The organism is Enterococcus sp. DIV0774, from assembly GCF_050539095.1.
In the GTDB taxonomy this organism is placed as follows: Bacteria; Bacillota; Bacilli; order Lactobacillales; family Enterococcaceae; genus Enterococcus; species Enterococcus faecalis.
The window spans coordinates 524499-548055 of record NZ_CP172923.1; the positions used below are offsets into that span (position 1 = coordinate 524499).

Sequence of the window (23557 nt, forward strand, 5' to 3'; positions counted from 1 at the left end):
AACTAAAAAGGAAGAAAAAACATGAATAAAAAAATTTCGTTCAGTCTGTTAATTTTGTTACTTAGTTTGTTGGTAGGTTTTACATTTATTCCGCATAAAAAGGAATTAAGTTTCAATGAGTATCAAGAAAAAAAACACTCTGGCGAAACATTTTATGTTGTTTTAAAAAAGAAAAACTGTTCAGATTGTCAGGATTTCGAGAAACTATTACAAGCACCTAAACAGGTTTACTATGTAGAATTAACCAACAAAGAGACCATGAAGGAATGGTCAACATTTATCCGAGAAAATAAAGTTTTACATGTGCCATCTATGTTTAAAATAGATAACGGCCATCTCAAGAAAATTGATGGAGAAGGAGATGCGAATCAATTATTCGCAAACTATCAAAAAATAACGAAGTAAAAAGAATAAAAAGACAAGACAAGTTTCCTAAATAAAGGAAACTTGTCTTGTCTTTTTTCTAGTAATAGTCGTTTATTAAATAACATGTGAAATGTTTTACAAATCCATTTTGGTTTGATAAAATAAACGCGAACATATGAATTTGTTTTCATTTGTTTTGGAAGGAGGAACGAATGATTGAATTGATTTTACTTTTGTCGGTGATTCTTTTAGGTTTATTGATTGGAAATAAAAGAGTTGATAAGTGGCTTTTTCTTAAGGCATTACTTTTGTTTTCTGTTATGCTAAGTGTGAGCATCTTAATTTCGGTAGCTATGTATTTATTATTAACAATAGGCGTTGCAAACGTAATAGGAGAGCAGTTAGAGTCGTTATTTCTTTTAGGGATAGTCGTTATCATCAGTACGAGTCTTTTATTATATTTTTTATTGAATTTAACGACGAAAAAAATTGTTTTACCCATCGCTTTAATGAAAATAATTGAATATTATATTCAATGGGTATTGATTTATGTTACTATTTATCAAGTGATTTTTGATCAGTTTATTGTTTCTTCAGAAGTAAAAAATACGTTAAAAGGAACTATTAATGAGCCAGTCGCAATCATTATTGTTATTTTGCCATCATTTATTTCAATTTGGATTGCCGTTGTTTTATTTAGGATTCGTATGGAAGAACTTTAATCAGATACTTTTAGAATGGAGGAGTTTGTATGTCTGCTTGGCAAACATTTAAAAATGGAACAAGGCAATTTTTTAAAGACATCTTGCAGTATTTATGGTTATTTTTTACTTTAAATGTCTTATTATTATTGGTGGGTGGGGCTTTTAGTTGGGCTACTTCCAACGCACTAAAAACTCAAGGTATTCCTTATCTTTCGTTTAATAACCTGAATTTATTGTTAGAAAAGCCGCTTGCTCTGGTGTTATTAATTCTCTTGTTGTTACTTTTTTTAGGTGCAGTTTTTTATCAGTTTACCTTTTTATTATTAGGGATTTTTCAAATACGGCAAGACCATCGCTTTCATTTTAAAGGAGTTACCAAGGCATCTTTTAAGGTTCTTAAAAAGCAAGGTGCCCGTTCGTGGTTATTCTTTTTCGGTTATTTTGTTGTCATTGTCCCTTTTGGTAACCTGATTTTCCAAAGTAATCTATTGACGAAATTTGTGATTCCAGATTTTATTGTTGAATTTTTGTCCCAACGAATTCCTTACTTGGTTGGGTTACTGGCCTTTGGGTTATTAGTCTGGTATTTAGCTATTCGTTTCATTTACACGCTTCCATTAATGATTCTGGAGAGAAAAAAAGCAGGCGAGGCAGTTAAGGCTAGTTGGTCAATGACAAACAAACGATTATGGTTCATTATTCGTAATATTGCATTTGTGACGATCGCGGTATTTGTTTCAACGTATGTTATTTATGTGTTACTTTATCTTCTACAGTTGAAGTTAGATACCTTGAGCGATACCATTAGCTTGCTAGGTGGGATTTTAAATTTAACGGTTGTCCAATTTTTACAGTTTGTCTCTAATGCTTGGCTTTCAGTATTACTGATTAATTTCTTATATACACAATTAAATGTTCAAGCAGAAACGACGACAAAAGTTGCCTTTGACAAAGAAACAAAACGTAATAAATTAGTGACTATCGGAATGGGCCTAGGACTATTCTCCATTTTTGGCGGCTATATAATTTTCAACGCTGTTTACTTAACAGGGCTATTAGAATCAAAACCTTTGATTATTTCGCATCGAGGGGTCACCAATAGTAATGGCGTACAAAATACCATTCCTGCTATGGAAAGAACCATTAAATTTAAACCAGATTATATTGAAATTGATGTTCAAGAAACCAAAGACCATCAATTTGTTGTGATGCATGATGCCAACCTTCAAGAACTCGCCGGCGTTGATGGCACGCCGCAAGAGTTTACGTTGGCTGAATTAACAAAAATGACCGTTAAAGAAAATGGCCAAGAAGCACCAATTGCCAGTTTTGATGATTATTTAGCGAAGGCAAACCAAGCCAAACAAAAATTACTAGTAGAAATTAAAACGTCTAAACAAGATAGTCAAGGTGCGCTTTCTAACTTTATTGAAAAATATGAACGTCCTTTGATAAAGAATAACCATCAGGTTCAATCTCTCGACTACAATGTGATCAAAGCGTTTAAAAAAGCCAAATCAAAAGTAAAAGTTAGTTTTATTTTGCCCTATAATTTCACTTTTCCAGAAACACAAGCTGATTTGTATACAATGGAAGCTACCACGTTGAACGATACCTTCATTTTAAAAGCTGACCAACAGAAAAAAGCAGTTTATGCTTGGACAGTTAATGACTCAGAGGTATTAAGTAAAATGCTCTTTATGGACGTTGCTGGAGTGATTACCGATGATTTGGAGTTAGTCAATGAAGAAGTCAATGACTTTGAAAAAAATCCATCGTACGCGGATCGTATTTTGCATTATATTTTTATGCTACCAAGTGTGGCTTCTCAATAAAAAATGAAGAAGAGGGTTAAACGAAATGAAAAAAGAATTTTCGCGAGTACTTCTTAAAAATCAATCTGATGAAATTCTTATCTTAAAAGATCGGCCAGACACATGGAATTTCCCTGGCGGAAAACAAGAATTTGGTGAATCAGCGCTGGAATGTGCGATTCGTGAAATGAAAGAAGAGTTAGCAGTGGAAATTACTGAACTTGAAGAAATTTTTACTGGACCACTCGTTTTTGATTCAATCGTTTGGCAAGGACATTTTTATTTTGCCAAACAAGCCCAAGGAAAAGTTACGCTGAACGAACCAAATAAAATTAAAGGCGTACAATTTATTAAGCGGTTTGAGGAAGTAAATTTTTCACCAGGATTAGCTCCGCTATTTGATTATTTGGCGCGTAGCGATTATTTAAAGTTAAACAAAACTAACTGGAAATAGAAAGAATAGGAGTGTTTTTTGCTAGGGCTTTGTCAAGCGCATCTTTGATTATTTTAGAAAGTCCAAGGAAAAGTCGTGGGCATTGTTTATTTCTAATAAATATGTTATAGTAATTAAGTAATCAATTTTGATAAGTAATTTGAGTTATATATTTAAAAACTATACTTCTCCTTTTGCCACTCAACATTTTTTGCAATAACTTGCATATTTTTATGCACTAGGAGGAAATATATATGAACAACGGTACAGTAAAATGGTTTAACGCAGACAAAGGTTTTGGATTTATTACAGGTGAAGATGGCAATGATGTATTTGCACATTTTTCAGCTATTCAATCAGATGGATTTAAAACTTTAGACGAAGGCCAAGCAGTAACTTTTGATACTGAAGAAGGTCCACGCGGCTTACAAGCAACGAACATCGTAAAAGCTTAATAATGAATGAAAACGGACCACGTGTTGGTCCGTTTTTTTGATAGCTGTTGTCTGATCTCGTCATTAATTACATAGCAAAACAAAGCAGATGCCATTTAAAGGAGGAGAATCTGAAGACGACCTTAACTGAGCTGTTACTTGTAAGTGGATTATTTTGGCTAGTAATCATAATTGGTGTGATTGCGGGTAGCATATTTCTAATTAAGTATTTTAGAGGTCGGAGCTGAACGGTTCTGTTCCCGCCAATTATCAGGTTTTAAGCCTGGGACAAAAATCCAAAGTGATTTTTGCCCCAGGTTCTTTATTTAATTAGGGTATTAAGTTTTAGGTAAAATAATTAACAAATTAAAAGCAATTTACTATATAATCAGAAAGGGATCTTTAAGAGAGAAGCAGGTGTTTGCTTGTCGCAATACTTTGTTTAGCAGATAGAAAAAGGAAACGTTATGCGTTACAATAGGAACGGAGGAATTTTAACCTTATTGGATTTGTAGCTGAAGCAGAACAAATGTTGTCGCGTTAAGTGCGATTGAGCTTGCCACAAGCAACATTTGAAAAAACTACGGATAGAAAAATCATTCCTAAACAAGAAAAAAACACTCTTTAGATGAATAAAGAGTGTCCAGAAACGTTGATAAATCAACATATTTAAATAACGCGCCCTGAGGGAATCGAACCCCCGTCTCAAGAACCGGAATTTTATTGATGGTTTTTGTGGAGGTTGGTAGTGTTGATATATAAGTAATTGATACTTTTGATAGTTGTAATAAATTTTATAAAATTTTATGGAATGTTTAATGGTCGTCCCTAAAAGTCGTCCCTATTTTAAAAGAGAATACTACATAATTAAATAACGCTACGTAACTTGAATAATGTTCTTTTGACAACTTCAAATTACCATATGTTTTAATTGTAGTTATAAGTGAAATATACAGAAATTATGGTTTTGTATAATAGTTACTATTGAAATGTATTGAGAATACTGGTTTTTAATGTTTTTGTTTGCATGGTAAATAAGTTTAAAAGCAATGATTGTTGCCTCTTGTGTTAGCAAAGATTACTTTTCAAAATTATTTTTTGGTTAGTAAAAATAATTTTGTGAAAATCAAATTGTTGGAGTAAGAACTGGAATTTTATTTATAGACTTTGAGGAAAGAGTAATTATTGAATTATCAATGATGAAGAGTTTTACTAGTTGTAATAGATTTTTATAGTATATATATGTAATCATTGAGTAAAATGTTTTGAATTACTAGATTAGTTGGCAAATAAGTGTATCACCTTATTTATAAAGACCTCATATTACTAATGAAAACTGTGCAAATTTAATGATGAATGTGTAATGGAAGTTGTTTAAACTTTCATAGAGACAAGAATGACTAATATCGTATGTATGTATTCTTATTGTCAAAAAGGTCGAAATATCTAGTTGAATGTGGTAAAATAAAGGGATATATTTCTAACTTACATAGGGTGAGTTGGATAAACTTTTGGACACATAATAGTCGTAATTAGGAGAAGATAGAAAATGAATAAATTGATTTCATTATATGAATTATGTACATCGTTGCAAATATCTGAAATGCAATTGCAAAAGATAATAAAAGATAACAAAATTGAAGTATACAATAATGGTGAAGAAGAATACATTCTTGAAAAGGATAGTTTTGATGTTTTTATCCAAAGTGACTTGAACTTGTTTGAACTTGACGAAGAGACTCCTGAAGCTGATAGAGGAAAATATGATAAGCGTAATAAACTCAACGATTTGACCGGTAAGGAATGGATGCCTGAGACAAAGAGTTTTTGGTATCAAAAAGGACTAGGTAAGAATCATCCACATGCTCAGATTGAGAAACAGCATCCTGCTCCATTTTCGTTCCAAGATATTTCACGGTTGGTTAATTTCTTTACTAAGGAAGGAGATGTAATTTTAGATCCGTTTTCAGGTGTGGGTTCTACTGTTAAAGCTGCTGCTATCAATTCTCGTAAAGGTATTGGAATTGAATTGTCTCCAAAATGGTCAGAGTTATCAATTGAACGTCTTGAAAAGGAAGTCGGAGAAGGTGTTTCAAAAGAGCATAGAATTTTGACAGGGGATTCAAGAATTGTACTTAAGGAGTTAGAAAGAAATTCAGTTGATTTTATTGTCACCAGTCCTCCTTACTGGGCGATTTTAAATAAAAAAGCTGACTATAAAGTTAAAAAAGAAAGAATTGCAAATGATTTGGCAACAAATTATTCGGACTCAACAGATGATTTAGGAAATGTGGAATCATATTCAGAATTTCTAGATATAATGACTCGTGATGTATTTCAAGAAGCGGGGAAAGTTCTAAAAAACGAAAAATACATTGCAATCATCGTTTCTGATTTTCGACATAAGAGTAAGTTCATTAGTTTTCACAGTGATTTAATTCAACGTCTTGATCGTTTGGAACTTGATGATGAATATGAGTATACTTTGCAAGGTGTAAAAGTGCTATTACAGAATCACAAATCATTGCTACCATACGGCTATCCCTTTGCCTATGTTGAAAATATTCATCATCAATACATTTTGATTTTTAGAAAAACTCGGAAGGTTAAGGTGAAGAAGAAATGAATATTGAGTACAATATAGCTTATCATGGTAATAGTGATGAATTAATGGAGAATATAATTGAAGAGGGTGTGAAATTTGATTTAATTTTAACAGATCCCCCATATAATTTAAATAAAAACTTCGGAAATAATTCTGATTCATTGAGTTTCAAAGATTTTCTTAGTGTTAACAGAAAACGAATTGAACAATGCCATCATTTATTGAATAAACATGGTAGTTTACTTTGGTTTGGTATTCACAAGTATATTGGCTTTATTCAAGTTATGATGTATGATGAGGGAATGTATTATCGAGGAATGAACATTTGGAACTATGATAATGGATTCTCTAGAAGTAAGAAGGTACCAGCGACAACTTATGAGCCATTTCTCTGGTTTTCAAATTCAGATAAAAAGTGGACATACAATGCAGATGATGTTAGAGTTCCATATAAAAGTAGTGAAAGATTGAAGAATCCTGTTTATTATAAAGATAAGAGTGGTAACAGGAAAGAGTGGACTCCAAATCCCAAAGGGGCCCTTAGAGGAGATATTTGGAAATTTCCTACCCTTGCAGGTAAGAATTTTGAAAAGGAACGAACTGAACATCCAACTCAAAAACCAGAAGCATTAATAACTGAATTGATTAAAGCTTACTGTCCCAAGAATGAAAATGGATTTTATGAGGGATTAATTCTTGACCCATTCCATGGTTCAGGAACTTTAGGGGTATGTTGTGAGAAGTTAAATAAACAAGGCCATGACATTAAATGGATTGGTATTGAATTGGAGGAAAAATGGGTTCGTGTCGCAAATGAAAGACTTGATTTAGTTAGAGATTCATTAGTGTAAATAAGAGGATGGCCAGTAGTGTTGGCTATCCTCTTATTTCTACTTAAATGGAGAAAAATAACCAGAAAAACTGTCTGGGGAAATACCTCTATTTCGTAAAAGTTCTTTAACGGTATTCATTGATGAATTAGTACTATCCAAGTAGTAATCATCATTTTTTAAATCTAAAGGAGTATCAGTCCAATAATGAGTAGCAAGTGCTAGAATACTAATAGTCTTAATTCTTACTTTCAATATATTATTTATGTCAAAAATAACATTCCAATAGTCAGTTCGTTTATTTGGTAAATCCCAACAGATAACTAATGGAACAATATCATTATTAAAGTTAGATTTTCTGTTCTTAATAACGGCATAATCATCTAATAAGTTTCTTGGGGCGTCTAATATAGCGGTTGAAGGAATCTCAATTTCTACTACAGTTTTAATTTCTTCATTTGAGATTAAAGCATCGAATCGTTCGCTATTATCACCTTTTCTTGGAAAATAGACTGAATAACCTAGTTCTTCAAATAATCTTTTAATGAGCTCATTGTTACCATTGGGTAGTAATTTTAATTCGCTGAATGAGTTATTTAAATTTAGCATTTTTTTATATAGAGAAAGGCTGTTATTGAGTATATTATCAACTATGTTAATCTGTTTCTCTACATTATTATCAAATGATTCGTATATTTCAGCTTTCAAATTTAATCACCCCTCTAACGTTTTTAAAATTTTCTACTTCATAGTGACTATTGTTCTTCAAACAGTAAAATGCAGCTTTTATCAAAATAGACATATCTAATATTGCAATATTAATTTTATACATATTGTATATTTCGTCAATGAGTTTATAAATGTCCGATCTCTTATTCGGCAAATTAAAGCCTATCGCAAAAGAGCTTATGTTAAATTCAGTATTATAAGGTTTTCTCGCTAATAGGAGAATTTTATTTTCTAACGCTTGACGGATAGCCTTAACAGATAACATTTCTTCTTCGGTGGGAGATTTAACTTCTACTGGAATAGAATAATGAGAATCAGGAATCATTACATCGTATCTCATATTATTATTTCCTGCTGGAGGTGGGAATGCTTGTCTATCAAAGATATAACTGAGTAGGGACGCAACAAGAGGATAGAATTCTGTCTGTCTCATTGACTTTATATCATTAATAAATGCCAAAATAGCCGTTACTTCATCTCCGCCAGCTTTTTCTAATCGTTTTGAAAGAGTGCTTGCTATTGAAGAGTTTTGTTCCGAATTAGAGGATTCGGATTCGATAAGCACGCCGCTATTAATATCATTGTCACTACGTAGAGAATAGTGATTTATTTCTGACTTTCTAATACCATTTTTTGTATCATTATTTAATTCAGGAAATAGTTCTTCTATTTCACTTTTATTGAAATATTGAAACGGTGAAAAAAGAATAGCTTGCTTATTGTATTTGCGATGTACTTCACCCAAAAATTTTTTGTGACCATCAAGAGAATTTTCAATATTAAATGAAGCTCTATTCAACATAAATAAAAATCCTAGTTCTGAAATTTCCTGTACAGAGGGACAATCGATTTCAAGATTCAAACCATTTACATTCCAAGAATGTTTTATTTCTTCAATAACAGACTTACCTTTGTCGGTAAGAACCAAAAATGGTTTAGATGTTCCATATATTTTTAATTTTTTCTCGGTAAACCACCCAGTGAATTTAAGGGCAGACAGAGGAAACCGTGTTAAATTACGTACAGAATTTGTGGCCATTGAATTTTCATCACTTAATTCTTTAATTTTCTCATTGAGTTTATGAATATTACCTGTACTTCTAAGGTCGTTAATTAATTTTATTTTTGAAGAAATTTCCTCTTGGTCATAACCATTGGAAAGATTCATTGGGCCAAGAAGTATTTCATCTCTATTAATTTTTCCGTCTAATTGTTCTGAGAATATTAGCATATTAACGAAGGGCTTGTTAACATCAGGGAATTTTACATTTAGTACATGATTAGGATAACTAATACCAAGTAAGCATTGTTCAAATAATAGCTTTGAAGCTTCTCCAGCGACTGCCATATGAACGCCGAGAAATGTAAAACTAAATTGCAAAGCTTGTTTCTCAGAAGTAATCCAGCCTAAAAAACGATATACTTCTGAATAACTTTTTGCTTGCATCTTCATAGACTTACGAGAATCGTCTGGGATACTATATGAACGTTTCAAAGCTTCATCTCCTATATATCCAGAAGAACTAGCGAGTTGTTCACGTGCAAAAAATTCTGCAATATTGTCTAAATCAAAATAGTCAACATTTGAGAATTCTAAATAAAGTTTTTTAAATACTCTTATTATAATATTCATATCAGAGGCCGGATTTCTAAATCTTATCATATGAGTTCTCCTTTGTGTTAAATTTCACGATATTTTGTAATTTAATGTTCAAATGATTAATAATAATAGTAAAACTGTATTGCTTGAAATATTTTCGCTCAAAAGTTTAATACAGTGAATGAGTATCAAATGATTATCTGTTGTGTATCTGTGAGTGTTTTGTGTGAATTATATAGCTTAATTTGGATTTAAATATCTTTTAACAAAGATTAAAAGTGTACTATTAGCAGTCAAAAAATATTTTGTGTAGTTCATTTCCTTTACAAAAATAATAATTATTGAAAAGGGTAAATGCATACTGTGGAGTGCATTTGTTTATGTACACAAGATGCTCAATAATTCTTTTTTTTAATGCAGAATTACTTATGAAAAAGTACTGTGAAAGTTCTTTAAATGTGTAAAATTTTCTTAAGGCATAGTGTAGTGCCTGTTCGTTAGCCATCAGCATACTAGCGCCTACATTAGCTCGATACTCTTTTGGAAGCTCTTCTGGAAAATATCCATTTCTAGAAATCATATCTGAAAAAGTATGCGTCTTGCTATTAATGTATGGAATATCTTTATAGTAATGAATAATCTCATGCATTTTGGTAAAATTTTTTCTTTCTAACATTAATTCTTTATTTGTAACGATAATTACTTCATTGTGAACTTTAGATGTTGAACCAAGCATTTTGTTTTTAAGCTGTTTTTTAAAAGTATATTCAACGAATTCAACGTATTCAACTACTTTTACATATTTTTCAATATCAAAGCATTTAACCTGCTCAATATTTTTGGAAGAATAATAAGCTACTTCTTTTATCAATTCGTTTGAAAGATTAAATGCTTCAAAATAGAGTTTTTCACTAATAAATTTCACCAACAACAGTCCAATCTATTCACTCTTTTTTGTTACGTTCCTTTTTTTCTTTAGCTTTTTTTATAAGAAAATCTTGAAAATCAATTAATTCTTCTTCTAATTCTTCTATATCATCAACGTCCATATCGGAAGTATTTAGACGGAAATGTGAGATAATGTTCTGTCCTATATCTGTTTTTTCTTCAGGGGGAATAGGATTGTTAGTTCTATTTGTAAGGTAATCTGTTGATACATTGTAGAAATCAGCAAATTGAATTAGTTCGTTATCACGAATGGGACGAGTACCTGATTCAATTTTATTGTAAACACTTCTATCCATGTGTAGTTGATCAGCTACTTCTTTTTGAGTTAATTCTTTATTTTCACGTAGTTGTTTTAAACGTTCATTTGTTTTAATGATAATCACCTTCAATCTATTGATTTAATACAGTTTAACATAGATTCAAAATAAATCTTTAAAAAGTTCCAAAATAAATCTTGGCATTTCTTTTGTAGAACGCTATACTGTGTATATGAAGATTTGAAATAGAATTGTTTAGTTCTTTTATGAATCTGAATTAAATAAACAAAAAAGCGTTCACGAGAAGAAAATGAATTTCTGTTTCGCAAACACTTAGATAAATACTAGACACATTTATTTTAAGCGATTTGATGAAATAATACAAGAATGAAATTTTTGTTTGAGGTTATAAGTCTTGTTGAGGTGGTGTGTGCCAGCCGTTGAATGGAACACAAGGTGGCAGTAGTATCTTTAAATAGAGCCATGTTGATGACAGATTAGTGCCGAGCTGTCAGATTATTTCCGATAACCATGTCGTGATGACACGTTGGAAATAGTTGCTGAATTAGATTGAATGAAAAAATCTATGCAAGCTTAGCAAGAGGAGGAGAGCTGTACACCGTATGTCGTAGGTCTATATAATGTGCCGTGATGTAATTTTAATTACTAGCCGTTGAAAAATGATTCTATGAAACGAATGGATAAGGGGCTATTTCATAGCTAAGGCGAACTTTTAGTCAGTTATCTGCAGAAATGCACATTCTACTACGATGAATTTTAGAATCTAAATTGATGTACAAGTAAGGTTGTTATCTGTAAGAGTGGAAAAGATTTTTTCTAAAAGGATAACCAATCTTAGTTTAAGTATGCACAGCTGGATTACTCTGGTTGTGCTTTTTTATTTGAAAGAATAGAATTTGTTATAAAAAATAAGGAGGATAGGAATGAAAGAAGAGTTATTACTTTTTGTAGAGAAGTTTGTTGCACGAATGAAACGTCAGAAAAAAGCATTCTCTATTACGGATATAGAAAAAAGCTATAATTTGGAACGTAAGAAGTTAGGTAAGAGTGCTGTTAAGTTAACAAACATGGAACGTTTAACAATTGAAAGTCGATTATTAAAAAATCAGATTTTGCAACGAACCTATAAAATGACAGGCTATCATAAGCCTATCAAAGTAATGTTTTTGATAGGGTAGGAGGAATTTAGTTTGAATGAAATGAATCTATCATTAATTTTAGCGATAATTACACTTGTTGGAGTGATTTATAGTATTAAAGAAAAGGAAATAGTATTAGGTCTGTACAGTTTAGCAATATTCCTGTTGGTGTTGATTAAAATAATCTATTATTTAACCATTGAATAAATTCCAGTAAATAATTGGAAAGCTAAAAATAGTAAGAAAATGGTTATTTCTATGTGTGATAACAAATAGACTTGAAGTTTATATTTGTATAAACTGTGGTGAATTCTAAAATTAGGTGTTCGAGCTTTTAAGCCAATAATTTTTCTAGTTCTGTTTAATTCAGAATAGTAGTTTTTAGAAAAAGCTCGATAAACTTTGTTAATTTTTTTACCAGTTAATAAGTCTTCTTTTTTGTTAGATTCTGCAACAAGAGTTTCTAAAGGAATTAATAAAGAGTCAGAAATGTAGAAGAGAAGCCCAGTTTGAATTAATTTTTCATGTAGTTCTTTTATGCTTTTTAATCTAAAGGTTTTGTCTATTACAGAAGGAAAAGAAGATTATGAAATTGTATCAGCGACTCATGCAAAAGACAGCCCATGGGAGTTAGTGTTTGAAGATGGTAAAAATAAAGAAATTACAGATGATTTGATTTTGAGTAATCATAATCAAGTGGAAAAATTTTTAGTTACAAATTAGTAAATCTAAATAGAAAGAGAGTGGGGCAATAATCAGATTTTTTTCTGAATATTGTCCCACTCTCCTTTTTAATAATCAAAATGGTGCGTTTATTGTTTATTGGATAAAAAATAAAAAAAGAAAAGAAATTTCGGAGCAGTATGAAGAAAGCAATGAAAATACAGAGTTATAAAGAGGAGAGTAATTCATGTTGATACTTTTATTATTAAAAACAATTTCTATCACAATGATATTGTTTGTAGGAATTAAAACTACAAAAGGAAAGCATGGTGACTACTATTGATTTAGGAACAACACGGTTTATAGTCAGACACAAATGTTAGTCACTGACTTCTAAATATTAAAAATTGTGAAATACTATAATTTCTTTTTGCCAGATAAATACTTTTTAAGATAAGATTATAAACATTTGATTTATCTAAATGTATCTATAGTAAGCTTAGAATAGTAAAATGAAGTGTTTTCCGATTAATATAAATCACTTCGTTAAACAGAATTCCAAGAACAACTTATTTACAGTTAATAACTAGTTATTTATTTCTGTCTAGAATCTGCCTAAAATGTATACTATCAGTTGTAAAAATTGTACCATTTGTACCTAAAAGATTGATTTAAAAGTGTTTGTAAGTATGAAATTCTTTTTCATTTACTCGTAATAAATATGCGATTGTTTTGAATTGTAAGCAAAACGGAATGAATATCAAAGTGTTATTGTTAGTTGGAGTAGAAAATAGAAAAGTTTCAGAAATGACTTATAACACGATAAAACAAGAGTATTAAGTTTTTTTTATAATGAGAATAAAAAGAATGTTTAAGAGTAATGTTTCCTATCATTACTCTTTTTTTGTCTGTAAATATATAGATAAGAAAGGAAAAAATAAATGAGCGAAATGACAATGCAAGTTTTATTATCAGAAGATCAACAAGAATTAATTAAAAAATCTTTACATGAATTGCTATTAAACGAAATTAACCATTTTAAAGATGGTTTAGTTTCAAATGAAAAATACTTAAAGAAAAAGCAAATATGTGTGTATTTAAATTTATCCAACAATACTGTTGATAGATTGATTGAAGCTGGAATGCCTAGAATTAATATTCAAGGCATTATTTTGTATCCGAAAGAAGAAATTGATGAATGGTTAAAGAAGTATCAATCAAACAGAAAATAATTAACAAATAAAAAGCAATTTAATATATAATCAGAAGGTAGTATTCTCTTTCTGATAGAAAGGACAAGTTGAATTGTCAATAACAAAAATGGCAAGTGGTAATTTTAAAGTAGACGTTTATTATCCAAAAGATGTCAGAGAATTTTTAGGACTAACGACAGCTAGATTTAAAAAAACTTATTCTTCGTATGAAGAAGCGATTCTTGTAGAAAAAGAACTTTTAGAGAAAATAAAACAAGTACAAAAGCAACAGAATGTTAATATCTTTGATAGAAAACAAGGGATTACATTTGAAAATTTTTTTAAGAATATTTATTGGTCAATGTATATTTCTGGGTCGTTAGGAAGTAGAAAAGCGCCGAAAAAAGCAACAATAGATAATGCAGAACGTATATTTAGATTGCATATTTTACCTTTGTTTGGTTCATTTACATTATTTGAATTGAATAGTAATAAAGAACTTTTGGTAAGAGAACTAAATAAAAAATCAAGGGAATATGCGAATATTAAAGCGTTAAAAAGTTATGTTAACAATGTTTTTGATGTGGCAGATTTTTTGGATTATATTGACAACAACAATGTTGCTAAAATTCTTCGCTATATTGGGGAACCAAAGAAAGATAGTTTGAAAGAAAAACGTGAATTATTAGGGGAATCTTTAAGTGCTAAAGAATTGGTAGTTTGGATTCGAGCTTTTCAAACTGATTTTGAAAAAGGTATTTTATCTTTGCAAGATTACGTATTATTTATGTTAACTCTTCGTTTAGCAGATAGAAAAAGTGAAAGCTATGCGTTACAATGGAAGCATGTTGATTTTAATTTCGGTGGAAGTATTCTATTGATTCAAAGCAAAGATGCAAAGGGAAATATAACTTCAACTAAAGGAAATAAAAAAACTAGATTTCACATTCCAGAATTTCTATTAAATTTGTTGATGACTTGGAAAGAAAAACAAAAAGAAGAGCTATTAAAAATAGGAATTGTACAAACGGATGAGCAGTTTGTGTTTACCTATAAAACGAGAAAAACGAATAAATTAAATGTTCCTGTGCATATTGATTATTTGAATCATAGAATTAATTCTGTGGAAAAGAGACACCCATATTTAGTTCATGCTACACCTCATATGTTTAGACATACATTTAGTACGTTGGCTTATGAAGGAGGAGCTACTATGGAACAAATTTCTCAGATGCTGACGCATTCAGATACAAATATAACAAAGATATATGTTAATACTGAAAGCGTGGTAGACCTTTCAATACATGAAAAGTTTGAAAAAAGGCTATTGATGGAAAACTCGTCCCTAGAGTTCGTCCCCAAACGAGAAAAAAGACACTCCTTAGATGAATAAAGAGTGTCCAGAAACGTTGATTTATCAACGTATTTAAATAACGCGCCCTGAGGGAATCGAACCCCCGTCTCAAGAACCGGAATCTTACGTGATATCCACTACACTAAGGGCGCGGCACGAATACTAGTTTAGCTGATATTGACAAAAATTACAAGAGGGAGGACGAAAATAATGAAATTTGAGCAACGAATGTCCCAGCAACAAAAACAAGTCCAGAAGTTGGCCATGACTCAACAGCTTCAACAATCCATTCAAATTTTACAATTTAATACGGAAGAACTGGCTGCCTTTGTTGAAGCGAAAGCACTAGAGAATCCATTAATTGATTTACAAGTAGACACGCAGTACACCACAGATTTTCCGATAACTAGTCGTTCTTACACCAACCAAGACGAAGAAAATAATTATATGAATCAAATTCCAGACTATCATTTATCATTATTTGAGTCTTTAATTGATCAAATTCATTTGAATTATCGAGATACATACTTGCGAACATTGGTATTGTTTTTAGTAGAATATATAGACGTGAATGGTTATTTAACGATTTCGTTAGAAGAAGCGGCAGAGAAAACCGAAGCAAGCGCCATTCAAATGCTAGATGCATTAACTTTGTTACAACAGCTAGATCCAGCAGGTGTGGGGGCACGCAATTTACAAGAATGTTTGATGCTACAAACAGAACGAGACGATACCGCGCCTAATTTAGCGTATATTTTATTGGAGGAAGAGTTTGATGCCTTAGTGAGTCGTAAATGGGGCCCGTTAGCTAAAAAATTTGGGATTGAATTAGCAGAAATTCAATTGATTTTTGATTATATACAAACGTTATCGCCAGCGCCAGGGAATATTTTTGATGCGACCGAGGAATTGTATATTCGACCAGATTTAACTGTCCGAATCAAGGAAGATCGAATAGTGGTGATTTCCAACAAAGCTGGTCGACCGACATTAAATTTTCAAGAAAATTATTTCAAACGAATGCAAGAGACTGACGACAAAGAAGTCCAAGAATATATTAAGGATAAGAAAAACGAATTTGAATGGTTAGAGCGCGCAGTGAATCAGCGGGGGGATACAATTTTACGTGTAGGGCAAGAAATTGTGCGCCGTCAAGAAGCCTTCTTTTTAGAAGCAGATCGGCCATTAAAACCAATGACTTTAAAAGAAATTGCGGATGCTTTGTCTATTCATGAATCGACAGTTAGTCGTGCGGTTAATGGAAAATATTTAGAAACCACGTTTGGCGTCTTTGAATTGCGCTCATTCTTCTCAACAAGTATTCTTTCATCAGAAGAAGATGGCGAGGATGTCTCAACAACGATGGTTAAAAAGCAACTACAAAAATTAATTGATCAAGAAGTAAAAAGTAAACCGTTATCTGATCAAAAATTAGTCGAGCGATTAAAAGATTCAGGCATGGAAATATCCCGGCGAACGGTGGCAAAATATCGTGAAGCTTTAGGGATTCCATCTTCATCTAAACGAAAACGATATGAGTAAACAACCAAAGCTTATGAGTGATTTTCATAAGCTTTGGTTGTTTTTTTGTGATTTAAAAAATGTTGGTTTTTTGAATTGTAAAAAAACCCTAAAGGAGGCAAAGTTTGCTTGCCATTTCCTAGGAAAAAACGTATATTAAAGTTACTTGCTTCTTTAAATAAAGGAAAAGAATAATTTTATAGAAAAGTTGGAAAGCACAAATGAATCAGACAGCAAATAGCAAGAAAAAACGCTATATTACAGGTTTTGATGGCATTCGGACGATCGCTGTAATTGGCGTGATTTTGTATCACCTTTTTCCCCAAGTCATGCGAGGTGGCTACTTAGGTGTTCCGATTTTCTTTGTTGTTTCAGGTTATCTTATTAACGACTTGTTGCGGCAAGAATGGGTAGAAAATCAGACCATTGATTTAAAAGGATTTTATGTGCGAAGGATGAAACGGCTGTATCCAGCATTAATTGTGATGCTTTTAAGTGCAGTTAGTTATATTACACTCTTTCAGCAGGATTTATTAAACAATATTCGCAGCGTTGTCGCTAGTAGTGTTTTTTATTACAACAACTGGTGGCAAATTTTTAAAGGGTTTTCTTATTTTGATGGATTTGCGACACAATCGCCATTTGTACATATTTGGTCATTGGCAGTTGAAGCGCAAAATTATTTAATTTGGCCATTACTTTTTATTCTTCTGGAACGCTTTGTTCGTAAACGCGGTCGAATTTTCAGTTTAGTTTTAATCGGCGCCTTAATTTCGGTGACGCTGATGGCCGTTTTATATGTTCCTGGCGCAGATCCTACACGTGTCTATTATGGAACAGACACACGTGTTTTTTCTATTTTACTAGGTAGTGCATTGGCGTATGTTTGGCCAAGCACACGTTTGAAAGAAGAAATTCCAGAAGCCTCTAAAAAAATCTTAAATGGCGCTGGGTTAAGTGCCTTAGTTCTTTTAGTATTAGCCTTTTTAACATTATCAGATCATACAAATTTTGTTTATTATGGCGGCATGTTTTTAATCAGTTTGGCAGCCACTGTCTTAGTGGCCGTCACTGCACATCCAGGGGCAGATATGAATCGTTGGTTAACGAATCCAGTCTTTACGTGGATAGGTAAACGGAGTTATGGCATTTACTTGTATCAATTCCCCATCATGATTTTTTATGAGGCCAAAATTAAGACCTTATCGGACCATGTTTTTCTACATTCATTGGTTGAAATAGCATTAATTTTAGTAGTGAGCGAATTGTCTTATCGTTTTATCGAACATCCACTGACACGATTGTCTTATAAGGATGTCTGGACTCAATTTACTGAGTTCTTACGGAAACCGTGGGACCTTCGTGAAAAAGGGACAATGGCCTTTATGACAGTGATTAGCGTGATTGCAGTATTCGGTTTAATTGTGGCTCCAGCAAACGCTAAAAGTGCGCAACAAGAGCAACTAGAAAAAAATATTGCGAAAAATCAGCAAAAAATTGAAGAACGTAAAAAAGAAGTTCAAGAAAGTGGCACGAAAAATAGTAGCACGTCCACAGAAAGTAGTACAAAACCGAGTGAAAGCCAAGACGTTCTACCCACACAACTCACACCAGAGCAAGTAAAAAAAGCGCAGAATTTAGAAATCACAACTATTGGTGATTCTGTTATTCTAGATGGTGCTAGCGGGTTACAAGATATTTTCCCTAAAATGATTATCGATGGGGAAGTGGGCCGTCAATTGTATAGTAGCATTTCACTAATTGGTGAACTAGACAAAAAGAAAATGCTCAAAGATACTGTTTTAGTGAGTTTAGGTACGAATGGTCCTTTTACAGAGGCACAATTTGATGAATTTATGAAAGCGTTAGGTAATCGAAAAGTTTATTGGATTAATGTTCGCGTCCCAACTAGAAGATGGCAAAATCAAGTGAATAGTTTACTTAGTCAAATGGACAAAAAATACGATAACTTAACGGTCATTGACTGGTTTAATTATAGTAACGCCCATGATGATTGGTTTTATGATGACCGAGTTCATCCAAATGTGGCAGGTGGCGAGCAATATACACACTTTATCGCGGAGAAAATTTTACAGTAGCAAGAAACTTCCAGCTCAGATGAAAGGGGCTGGAAGTTTTTTGTTATAGGAAAAGCAAATATAGGTAATTTAATGATTTTCTTGAAAACCTAAGCTTTTTTTTTAGATATCTGGTATACTGTTTTTGTTACAAGTTCCCGAAAGGATTTAGCAAGTAATTGTCGTTACTTACTAAAGATGCCTTGTAACCGAAACTATTTAGGGGGAATAACATTATGACAGAAAGACATTTATTTACATCAGAATCCGTTTCAGAAGGACATCCAGATAAGGTAGCTGACCAAGTCAGTGATGCAATTTTAGATGCGATTTTGGAGAAAGATCCGATGGCCCGCGTGGCATGTGAAACATCCGTAACAACTGGTTTAGTCCTAGTATTTGGAGAAATTTCTACAACAGCTTATGTAGATATCCAAAAAATTGTTCGTCAAACTGTGAAAGATATTGGTTATACACGAGCAAAATATGGATTTGATGGAGAGACTGTCGCAGTTCTTGTAGCAATCGATGAGCAATCACCTGATATCGCTCAAGGGGTTGACGCAGCCTTAGAAGTGCGTGATCAAGATGAAAAAGACGATATTGGCGCTGGTGACCAAGGCTTAATGTTTGGTTTTGCCGTTGACGAAACACCAGAATTAATGCCATTACCGATTGCGTTAAGTCATCGTTTGGTTCGCCGTTTAGCAGAATTGCGGAAGGAAAAAGTCTTACCTTACTTACGTCCTGATGCAAAATCTCAAGTAACAGTGGAATATGATGATCAAGGTCAACCACAACGTGTGGATACGATCGTCATCAGTACACAACATGATGATGAAACAACCTTAGAACAAATCGAAAAAGACATTAAAGAACAAGTAATCAATGAGGTGATTCCTCATGAACTTTTAGATGATGAAACAAAATACTTTATCAACCCAACTGGTCGCTTTGTAATCGGTGGCCCTCAAGGAGATGCCGGCTTAACTGGTCGTAAAATTATCGTTGATACTTATGGCGGTTATGCTCGTCATGGCGGCGGCGCTTTTTCTGGAAAAGATGCAACCAAAGTTGACCGCTCTGCTAGTTATGCTGCGCGTTATATCGCGAAAAACATTGTTGCTGCTGGTTTGGCGAAAAAAGTAGAAGTCCAATTAGCTTATGCAATTGGTGTGGCGCAACCAGTGTCTATTTCTATTAATACGTTTGGTACGAGTGATCTTCCAGAAAGTAAATTAATCGAAGCAGTTCGTAAAAACTTTGATTTACGTCCAGCAGGTATTATTGAAATGCTAGATTTACGTCGCCCAATTTATAAACAAACTGCGGCTTATGGTCATTTTGGTCGAACAGATATTGATTTACCTTGGGAACAAACAGATAAAGTTGAAGCGTTAAAAGCTAGTTTAGCTGAATAATTAAATAAAAAAAACAAGAAGTCAGCCAAGTATTGGCTGACTTCTTGTTTTTTTTGCAATAATTTTTTTATGAAAAAGCATTTTTTTAAGACATTTTGTTCTTTTTTGTATAGAATAGCTATGGAGCAATTTAGAAAATTGACAATTGAATAGAAAAGGATGTGAACAAATGGCAAAAGAAACAAATGTTAAGTTAGTCACGGTGAGTGTTTTTGTGGCAACATTTATGACAGCCATTGAAGGGACCATTGTGTCTACTGCGATGCCAACGATTGTCGGCTCGTTACATGGCATGGAAATTATGAACTGGGTATTTTCAATTTATTTATTAACGAATGCGATGTTAACACCGATTTATGGGAAACTTGCGGATAAAATTGGTCGTAAACCTGTCTTCATGATTGGCATTATTATTTTTATTTTGGGCTCCTCGTTGTGTGGCCTTGCCCAAGATATGTTGACCTTAATTATTGCCCGCGCAATTCAAGGTGTGGGGGCAGGCGCAATTTTACCAGTTGCGTTAACGATTATTGCCGATATGTATTCATTGGACAAGCGAGCGAAAATTTTAGGTTTAAACAGTGCCGCCTGGGGAATTGCTAGTATTTTTGGTCCGTTAGCAGGTGGTTTTATTGTAGATACAGTCGGTTGGCATTGGATTTTCTTCATTAATGTTCCTATTGGACTTGTTTTATTGGGCTTGATTAGTATTTTCTTAGTTGAACCAAAGCGGGAACGGACCAAGATGCCAATGGATATTTTGGGCAGCGTCACTTTGATGGCAGTGCTGCTAACGTTATTGCTAGGTTTTCAAATGATTAGCGATAATGGTTTTACATTAGTAACATTTGGTTGTTTGAGTTTGAGTGTGCTCTTTTTTGTAGCGTTTGTGATGATAGAAAAACGCGCGCAAGACCCAGTGATTGATTTGCATTTATTTAATCAACCAACGTTTGTTTTAGTAAATCTTATTGCAGCGCTTATTAGCGGTTTCTTAATGGGGATTGATGTCTACATTCCGATGTGGATGCAAGGTGTCTTAGGAAAAAGTGCAGGAATTGGTGGCTTAGTTTTAGCGCCTATGTCGTTACTTTGGATGGCTGGATCATTTATAGCAAGTAGCTTTATGGAAAAATATGCTATGAAAAAAGTCTTAACGATTGGGTTATCGATTCTATTAGTCGGGGCCATCTTTTTAGTGGTAATGCCAATGGCCGTTCCGTTTTGGCTTTTCTTTGTAGTGTCTTCTGTCTTAGGAGTTGGTTTTGGGATTACTATCACAACGACTACGGTGACAGCACAAAGTACAGTGGATCCTGAAAAAATGGGGGTTGCAACATCGTTTAATACGTTGGTGCGTACAATTGGGCAGACTGTGATGGTGTCAATTTTTGGTGTGATTTTAAATGCAGGAATGTTTGCGAAATTGGAAGCGAGCGCGTTAAACGTCGATGCAGATGTCATGAATCAATTAGTGAATCCACATACTGCAAATTTAATTCCAGCTGCGTTGTTAAAACCATTACGCGGTATCCTCTATGCAGGTCTGCATAATGTTTACTTAGTCGGTGCGGGCTTAGTTGTTGTCGCTCTTTTGTTAAATATTTTCGCAAAAGCGCAACGAGCGAAGGTTTAGTGGTACACTAATAGAAAGAGTATTGGAGGGAAAAGTAGATGGCCTTTTTACAAGCAAATATTTATTCAAATGTATTGGAAATGGAAGTGAATGTGAACGTAATTTTACCACAAGAAACGGTAAAAAAAGTGGGCACAAGTACCCAAGCAGCATTGACAGATATTCCCGTGTTGTATTTATTACATGGGATGGGAGGGAATCACAGCGTCTGGGCTCGCAGAACCTCTATTGAGCGGTATGTCGCTGATTTGGGGATTGCTGTCATTATGCCGTCCACGGATTTAGCTTGGTATACGGACACGCAATACGATATGAACTATTGGACGTTTATCTCAGAAGAATTACCGAAAATTTGTCATCAACTCTTTCCACAGTTAAGTACAAAACGAGAAAAAACCTTTGCCGCTGGTTTGTCAATGGGTGGTTATGGCGCCTTGAAATTAGGATTAGCGAAACCAGAATCTTTTGCAGCCGTTGCTTCTTTGTCTGGGGCAGTCAGTTTATCATCCACTAGTTTTGGGGAATTATTAAAAGTCCGTAAGCGAAGCTATTGGGAAGGTATTTTTGGCCCGTTAGATCAAATTGAAGGTTCCATTCACGATCCGCTGTATTTATTACAACAATTAGTAGAAAGCCAAACAGAAATGCCCCAATTTTACCTTTGTTGTGGGGAGCAAGATATGTTACTTTCTGCTAATCAACAGATGGCTCAAGCGTTGGAACAGGCACAGGCAAGTTATACTTTTGAAACTGGACCAGGAGAACATGACTGGGTGTTCTGGGATGAATGGATTCAAAAAGCCTTGGCTTGGCTACCAATACCAAAATAGAGAAAGTAGTTTTCGCTATTTACTTATAAAAGATAGCCCCTGGTCCGTCAGTCATTTCGACTGACGGACCAAGGGCTTTTTTTATTTAGATGAAGATGTGTTGTCTGCTTGCAACCCATCTAAGTAGGTTTTAACGGCTTGAATAAAGGCGGATTTTTGGTGGATGGAGTGTCGAAATTGAATGCTTTCCTCCATGTACGTTAACTCATTGTCGGAGACATATTGTTTCATGTGCAGCACTTGTTCTTTTAAATAGTCATCTCCGTTCAATACTTGCGAAACGAGCTGTTTTTCCTCCGTTGCGTCCATAATCATCCCAAATAAAAGATGTTGTAAAGACGTTACTGCTAAATGAGTCATTTCTGGTGAAAAACCTGCTTTTCTTAAAATGCCCATCATTTGATTCAAATGGCGTAATCGTTGGGGATAGGCAGGGACGGTTTGGATTTCGATAGCTACGGCACAGGGAAATTGTTGATAGAGATCATAATAGTTTTCCATGAAGGCTAGTAAGTCAGAATACCATTCACCACATAATGCAGGTTCTTGAAAGTGCTCTTCAATCGCTTCAGCCATACTTTGAAGTAAGGCTTGCTTATTTTTAAAATACCAATAAATTGCGGGCGCCTGTACACCAAGCTGTTTGGCGACTTTACGCATAGAAAGTTGTTCTAAAGTGGGACTTTTTTCTAACAAAGAAAATGCGGCTGCAATAATCGTGTCTTTTGATAATTTCGGTTCCATGATTTTAGCTCCTATTAAACGTTATCTTCGTAAGTTTATCAAAAAGAAGGTACACTTTATGATAGGAAAAACTTGTGAAAAATTAACTTGTTCGCTTGTATTTTACCACTAAAAATGGTAAATTATGAATCGGCCTTATTTTACAGTGTTAAATTGGTGAAGTCAATGAGCAAATTGATTTTTTTGTAATGGGGAAGAATTCGCAGACCAACACTGAAGAAGCAGGGAACTATTTTA

At 33.4% G+C, this 23557-nt stretch carries 21 protein-coding genes, 1 tRNA gene and 1 riboswitch; of the genes, 16 read left to right on the forward strand and 6 right to left on the reverse strand.

Annotation, left to right across the window (positions count from 1 at the left end; all coding sequences use genetic code 11):
• Window positions 1-21: 21 nt before the first annotated feature.
• The 7 genes from IGL86_RS02605 (at window position 22) to IGL86_RS02635 (ending at window position 7207) form a co-directional block, all read left to right on the forward strand.
• Window positions 22-405 (forward strand): bacteriocin, encoded by a 384-nt coding sequence (locus IGL86_RS02605; protein WP_002358745.1) that lies wholly within the window; start codon window positions 22-24, stop codon window positions 403-405.
• Window positions 406-578: 173 nt separating this feature from the next.
• Entirely contained in the window at window positions 579-1088 is a 510-nt protein-coding gene (locus IGL86_RS02610) for an SA1002 family membrane protein (RefSeq protein WP_010775636.1), read from the forward strand.
• A gap of 29 nt (window positions 1089-1117) precedes the next feature.
• Window positions 1118-2905, forward strand: coding sequence for a glycerophosphoryl diester phosphodiesterase membrane domain-containing protein (locus IGL86_RS02615; RefSeq protein WP_033625365.1), 1788 nt, complete (start codon window positions 1118-1120; stop codon window positions 2903-2905).
• Between the two features lie 25 nt (window positions 2906-2930).
• Window positions 2931-3338 (forward strand): NUDIX hydrolase, encoded by a 408-nt coding sequence (locus tag IGL86_RS02620; protein ID WP_033625366.1) that lies wholly within the window; start codon window positions 2931-2933, stop codon window positions 3336-3338.
• Window positions 3339-3571: 233 nt separating this feature from the next.
• Window positions 3572-3772, forward strand: coding sequence for a cold-shock protein (locus IGL86_RS02625; protein ID WP_002355647.1), 201 nt, complete (start codon window positions 3572-3574; stop codon window positions 3770-3772).
• Window positions 3773-5300: 1528 nt separating this feature from the next.
• Complete coding sequence (locus IGL86_RS02630; RefSeq protein WP_050443822.1) at window positions 5301-6377, forward strand: DNA methyltransferase; 1077 nt, start codon at window positions 5301-5303, stop codon at window positions 6375-6377.
• Complete coding sequence (locus IGL86_RS02635) at window positions 6374-7207, forward strand: DNA-methyltransferase (RefSeq protein ID WP_206537147.1); 834 nt, start codon at window positions 6374-6376, stop codon at window positions 7205-7207. Before IGL86_RS02630 ends, IGL86_RS02635 begins: the two co-directional genes overlap by 4 nt.
• 39 nt (window positions 7208-7246) lie before the next feature.
• Here the strand turns inward: IGL86_RS02635 and IGL86_RS02640 are convergent, their stop codons facing one another.
• From IGL86_RS02640 to IGL86_RS02655, 4 genes are all read right to left on the reverse strand, one after another.
• Entirely contained in the window at window positions 7247-7894 is a 648-nt protein-coding gene (locus IGL86_RS02640) for a hypothetical protein (protein ID WP_033625367.1), read from the reverse strand.
• On the reverse strand, window positions 7884-9578 hold the full coding sequence (locus tag IGL86_RS02645) for a hypothetical protein (RefSeq protein ID WP_033625368.1): 1695 nt from the start codon (window positions 9576-9578) through the stop codon (window positions 7884-7886). Before IGL86_RS02645 ends, IGL86_RS02640 begins: the two co-directional genes overlap by 11 nt.
• Window positions 9579-9801: 223 nt before the next feature.
• Window positions 9802-10440: an ImmA/IrrE family metallo-endopeptidase gene (locus IGL86_RS02650; RefSeq protein WP_080280090.1), complete on the reverse strand. Its 639-nt coding sequence runs from the start codon at window positions 10438-10440 to the stop codon at window positions 9802-9804.
• Between the two features lie 19 nt (window positions 10441-10459).
• Window positions 10460-10846, reverse strand: a complete 387-nt coding sequence (locus IGL86_RS02655) for a helix-turn-helix domain-containing protein (RefSeq protein ID WP_080280091.1) — start codon at window positions 10844-10846, stop codon at window positions 10460-10462.
• Between the two features lie 818 nt (window positions 10847-11664).
• Here IGL86_RS02655 and IGL86_RS02660 point away from each other — a divergent pair.
• The 4 genes from IGL86_RS02660 (at window position 11665) to IGL86_RS02675 (ending at window position 15129) form a co-directional block, all read left to right on the forward strand.
• Window positions 11665-11919: a hypothetical protein gene (locus tag IGL86_RS02660; protein WP_033625370.1), complete on the forward strand. Its 255-nt coding sequence runs from the start codon at window positions 11665-11667 to the stop codon at window positions 11917-11919.
• A gap of 498 nt (window positions 11920-12417) precedes the next feature.
• Window positions 12418-12603, forward strand: a complete 186-nt coding sequence (locus IGL86_RS02665; RefSeq protein WP_033625371.1) for a hypothetical protein — start codon at window positions 12418-12420, stop codon at window positions 12601-12603.
• Between the two features lie 881 nt (window positions 12604-13484).
• Window positions 13485-13775 (forward strand): helix-turn-helix domain-containing protein, encoded by a 291-nt coding sequence (locus IGL86_RS02670; protein ID WP_010819248.1) that lies wholly within the window; start codon window positions 13485-13487, stop codon window positions 13773-13775.
• Window positions 13776-13848: 73 nt separating this feature from the next.
• Window positions 13849-15129: a tyrosine-type recombinase/integrase gene (locus IGL86_RS02675; protein ID WP_241433237.1), complete on the forward strand. Its 1281-nt coding sequence runs from the start codon at window positions 13849-13851 to the stop codon at window positions 15127-15129.
• Window positions 15130-15170: 41 nt separating this feature from the next.
• Here the strand turns inward: IGL86_RS02675 and IGL86_RS02680 are convergent.
• Window positions 15171-15242, reverse strand: a tRNA-Arg gene (locus tag IGL86_RS02680).
• Window positions 15243-15300: 58 nt separating this feature from the next.
• On the opposite strand from IGL86_RS02680, the gene rpoN reads away from it, so the two are divergent.
• From rpoN to IGL86_RS02705, 5 genes are all read left to right on the forward strand, one after another.
• Window positions 15301-16632, forward strand: coding sequence for an RNA polymerase factor sigma-54 (rpoN, locus tag IGL86_RS02685; protein ID WP_002361288.1), 1332 nt, complete (start codon window positions 15301-15303; stop codon window positions 16630-16632).
• A gap of 200 nt (window positions 16633-16832) precedes the next feature.
• On the forward strand, window positions 16833-18710 hold the full coding sequence (locus IGL86_RS02690; protein WP_033625373.1) for an acyltransferase family protein: 1878 nt from the start codon (window positions 16833-16835) through the stop codon (window positions 18708-18710).
• A gap of 122 nt (window positions 18711-18832) precedes the next feature.
• A riboswitch (SMK box riboswitch) is annotated at window positions 18833-18928 on the forward strand.
• Window positions 18926-20110: a methionine adenosyltransferase gene (gene metK / locus IGL86_RS02695; protein WP_002355656.1), complete on the forward strand. Its 1185-nt coding sequence runs from the start codon at window positions 18926-18928 to the stop codon at window positions 20108-20110. Its footprint overlaps the riboswitch before it by 3 nt.
• Window positions 20111-20279: 169 nt before the next feature.
• Complete coding sequence (locus IGL86_RS02700; protein ID WP_033625374.1) at window positions 20280-21746, forward strand: MDR family MFS transporter; 1467 nt, start codon at window positions 20280-20282, stop codon at window positions 21744-21746.
• A 38-nt stretch (window positions 21747-21784) separates the two neighbouring features.
• Window positions 21785-22576, forward strand: a complete 792-nt coding sequence (locus IGL86_RS02705; protein ID WP_002355660.1) for an alpha/beta hydrolase — start codon at window positions 21785-21787, stop codon at window positions 22574-22576.
• Between the two features lie 81 nt (window positions 22577-22657).
• Here the strand turns inward: IGL86_RS02705 and IGL86_RS02710 are convergent, their stop codons facing one another.
• The gene (locus tag IGL86_RS02710) at window positions 22658-23320 is read right to left on the reverse strand and encodes a TetR/AcrR family transcriptional regulator (RefSeq protein WP_016630932.1); all 663 of its coding nucleotides are present in this window, start codon (window positions 23318-23320) and stop codon (window positions 22658-22660) included.
• Between the last annotated feature and the right edge of the window lie 237 nt (window positions 23321-23557).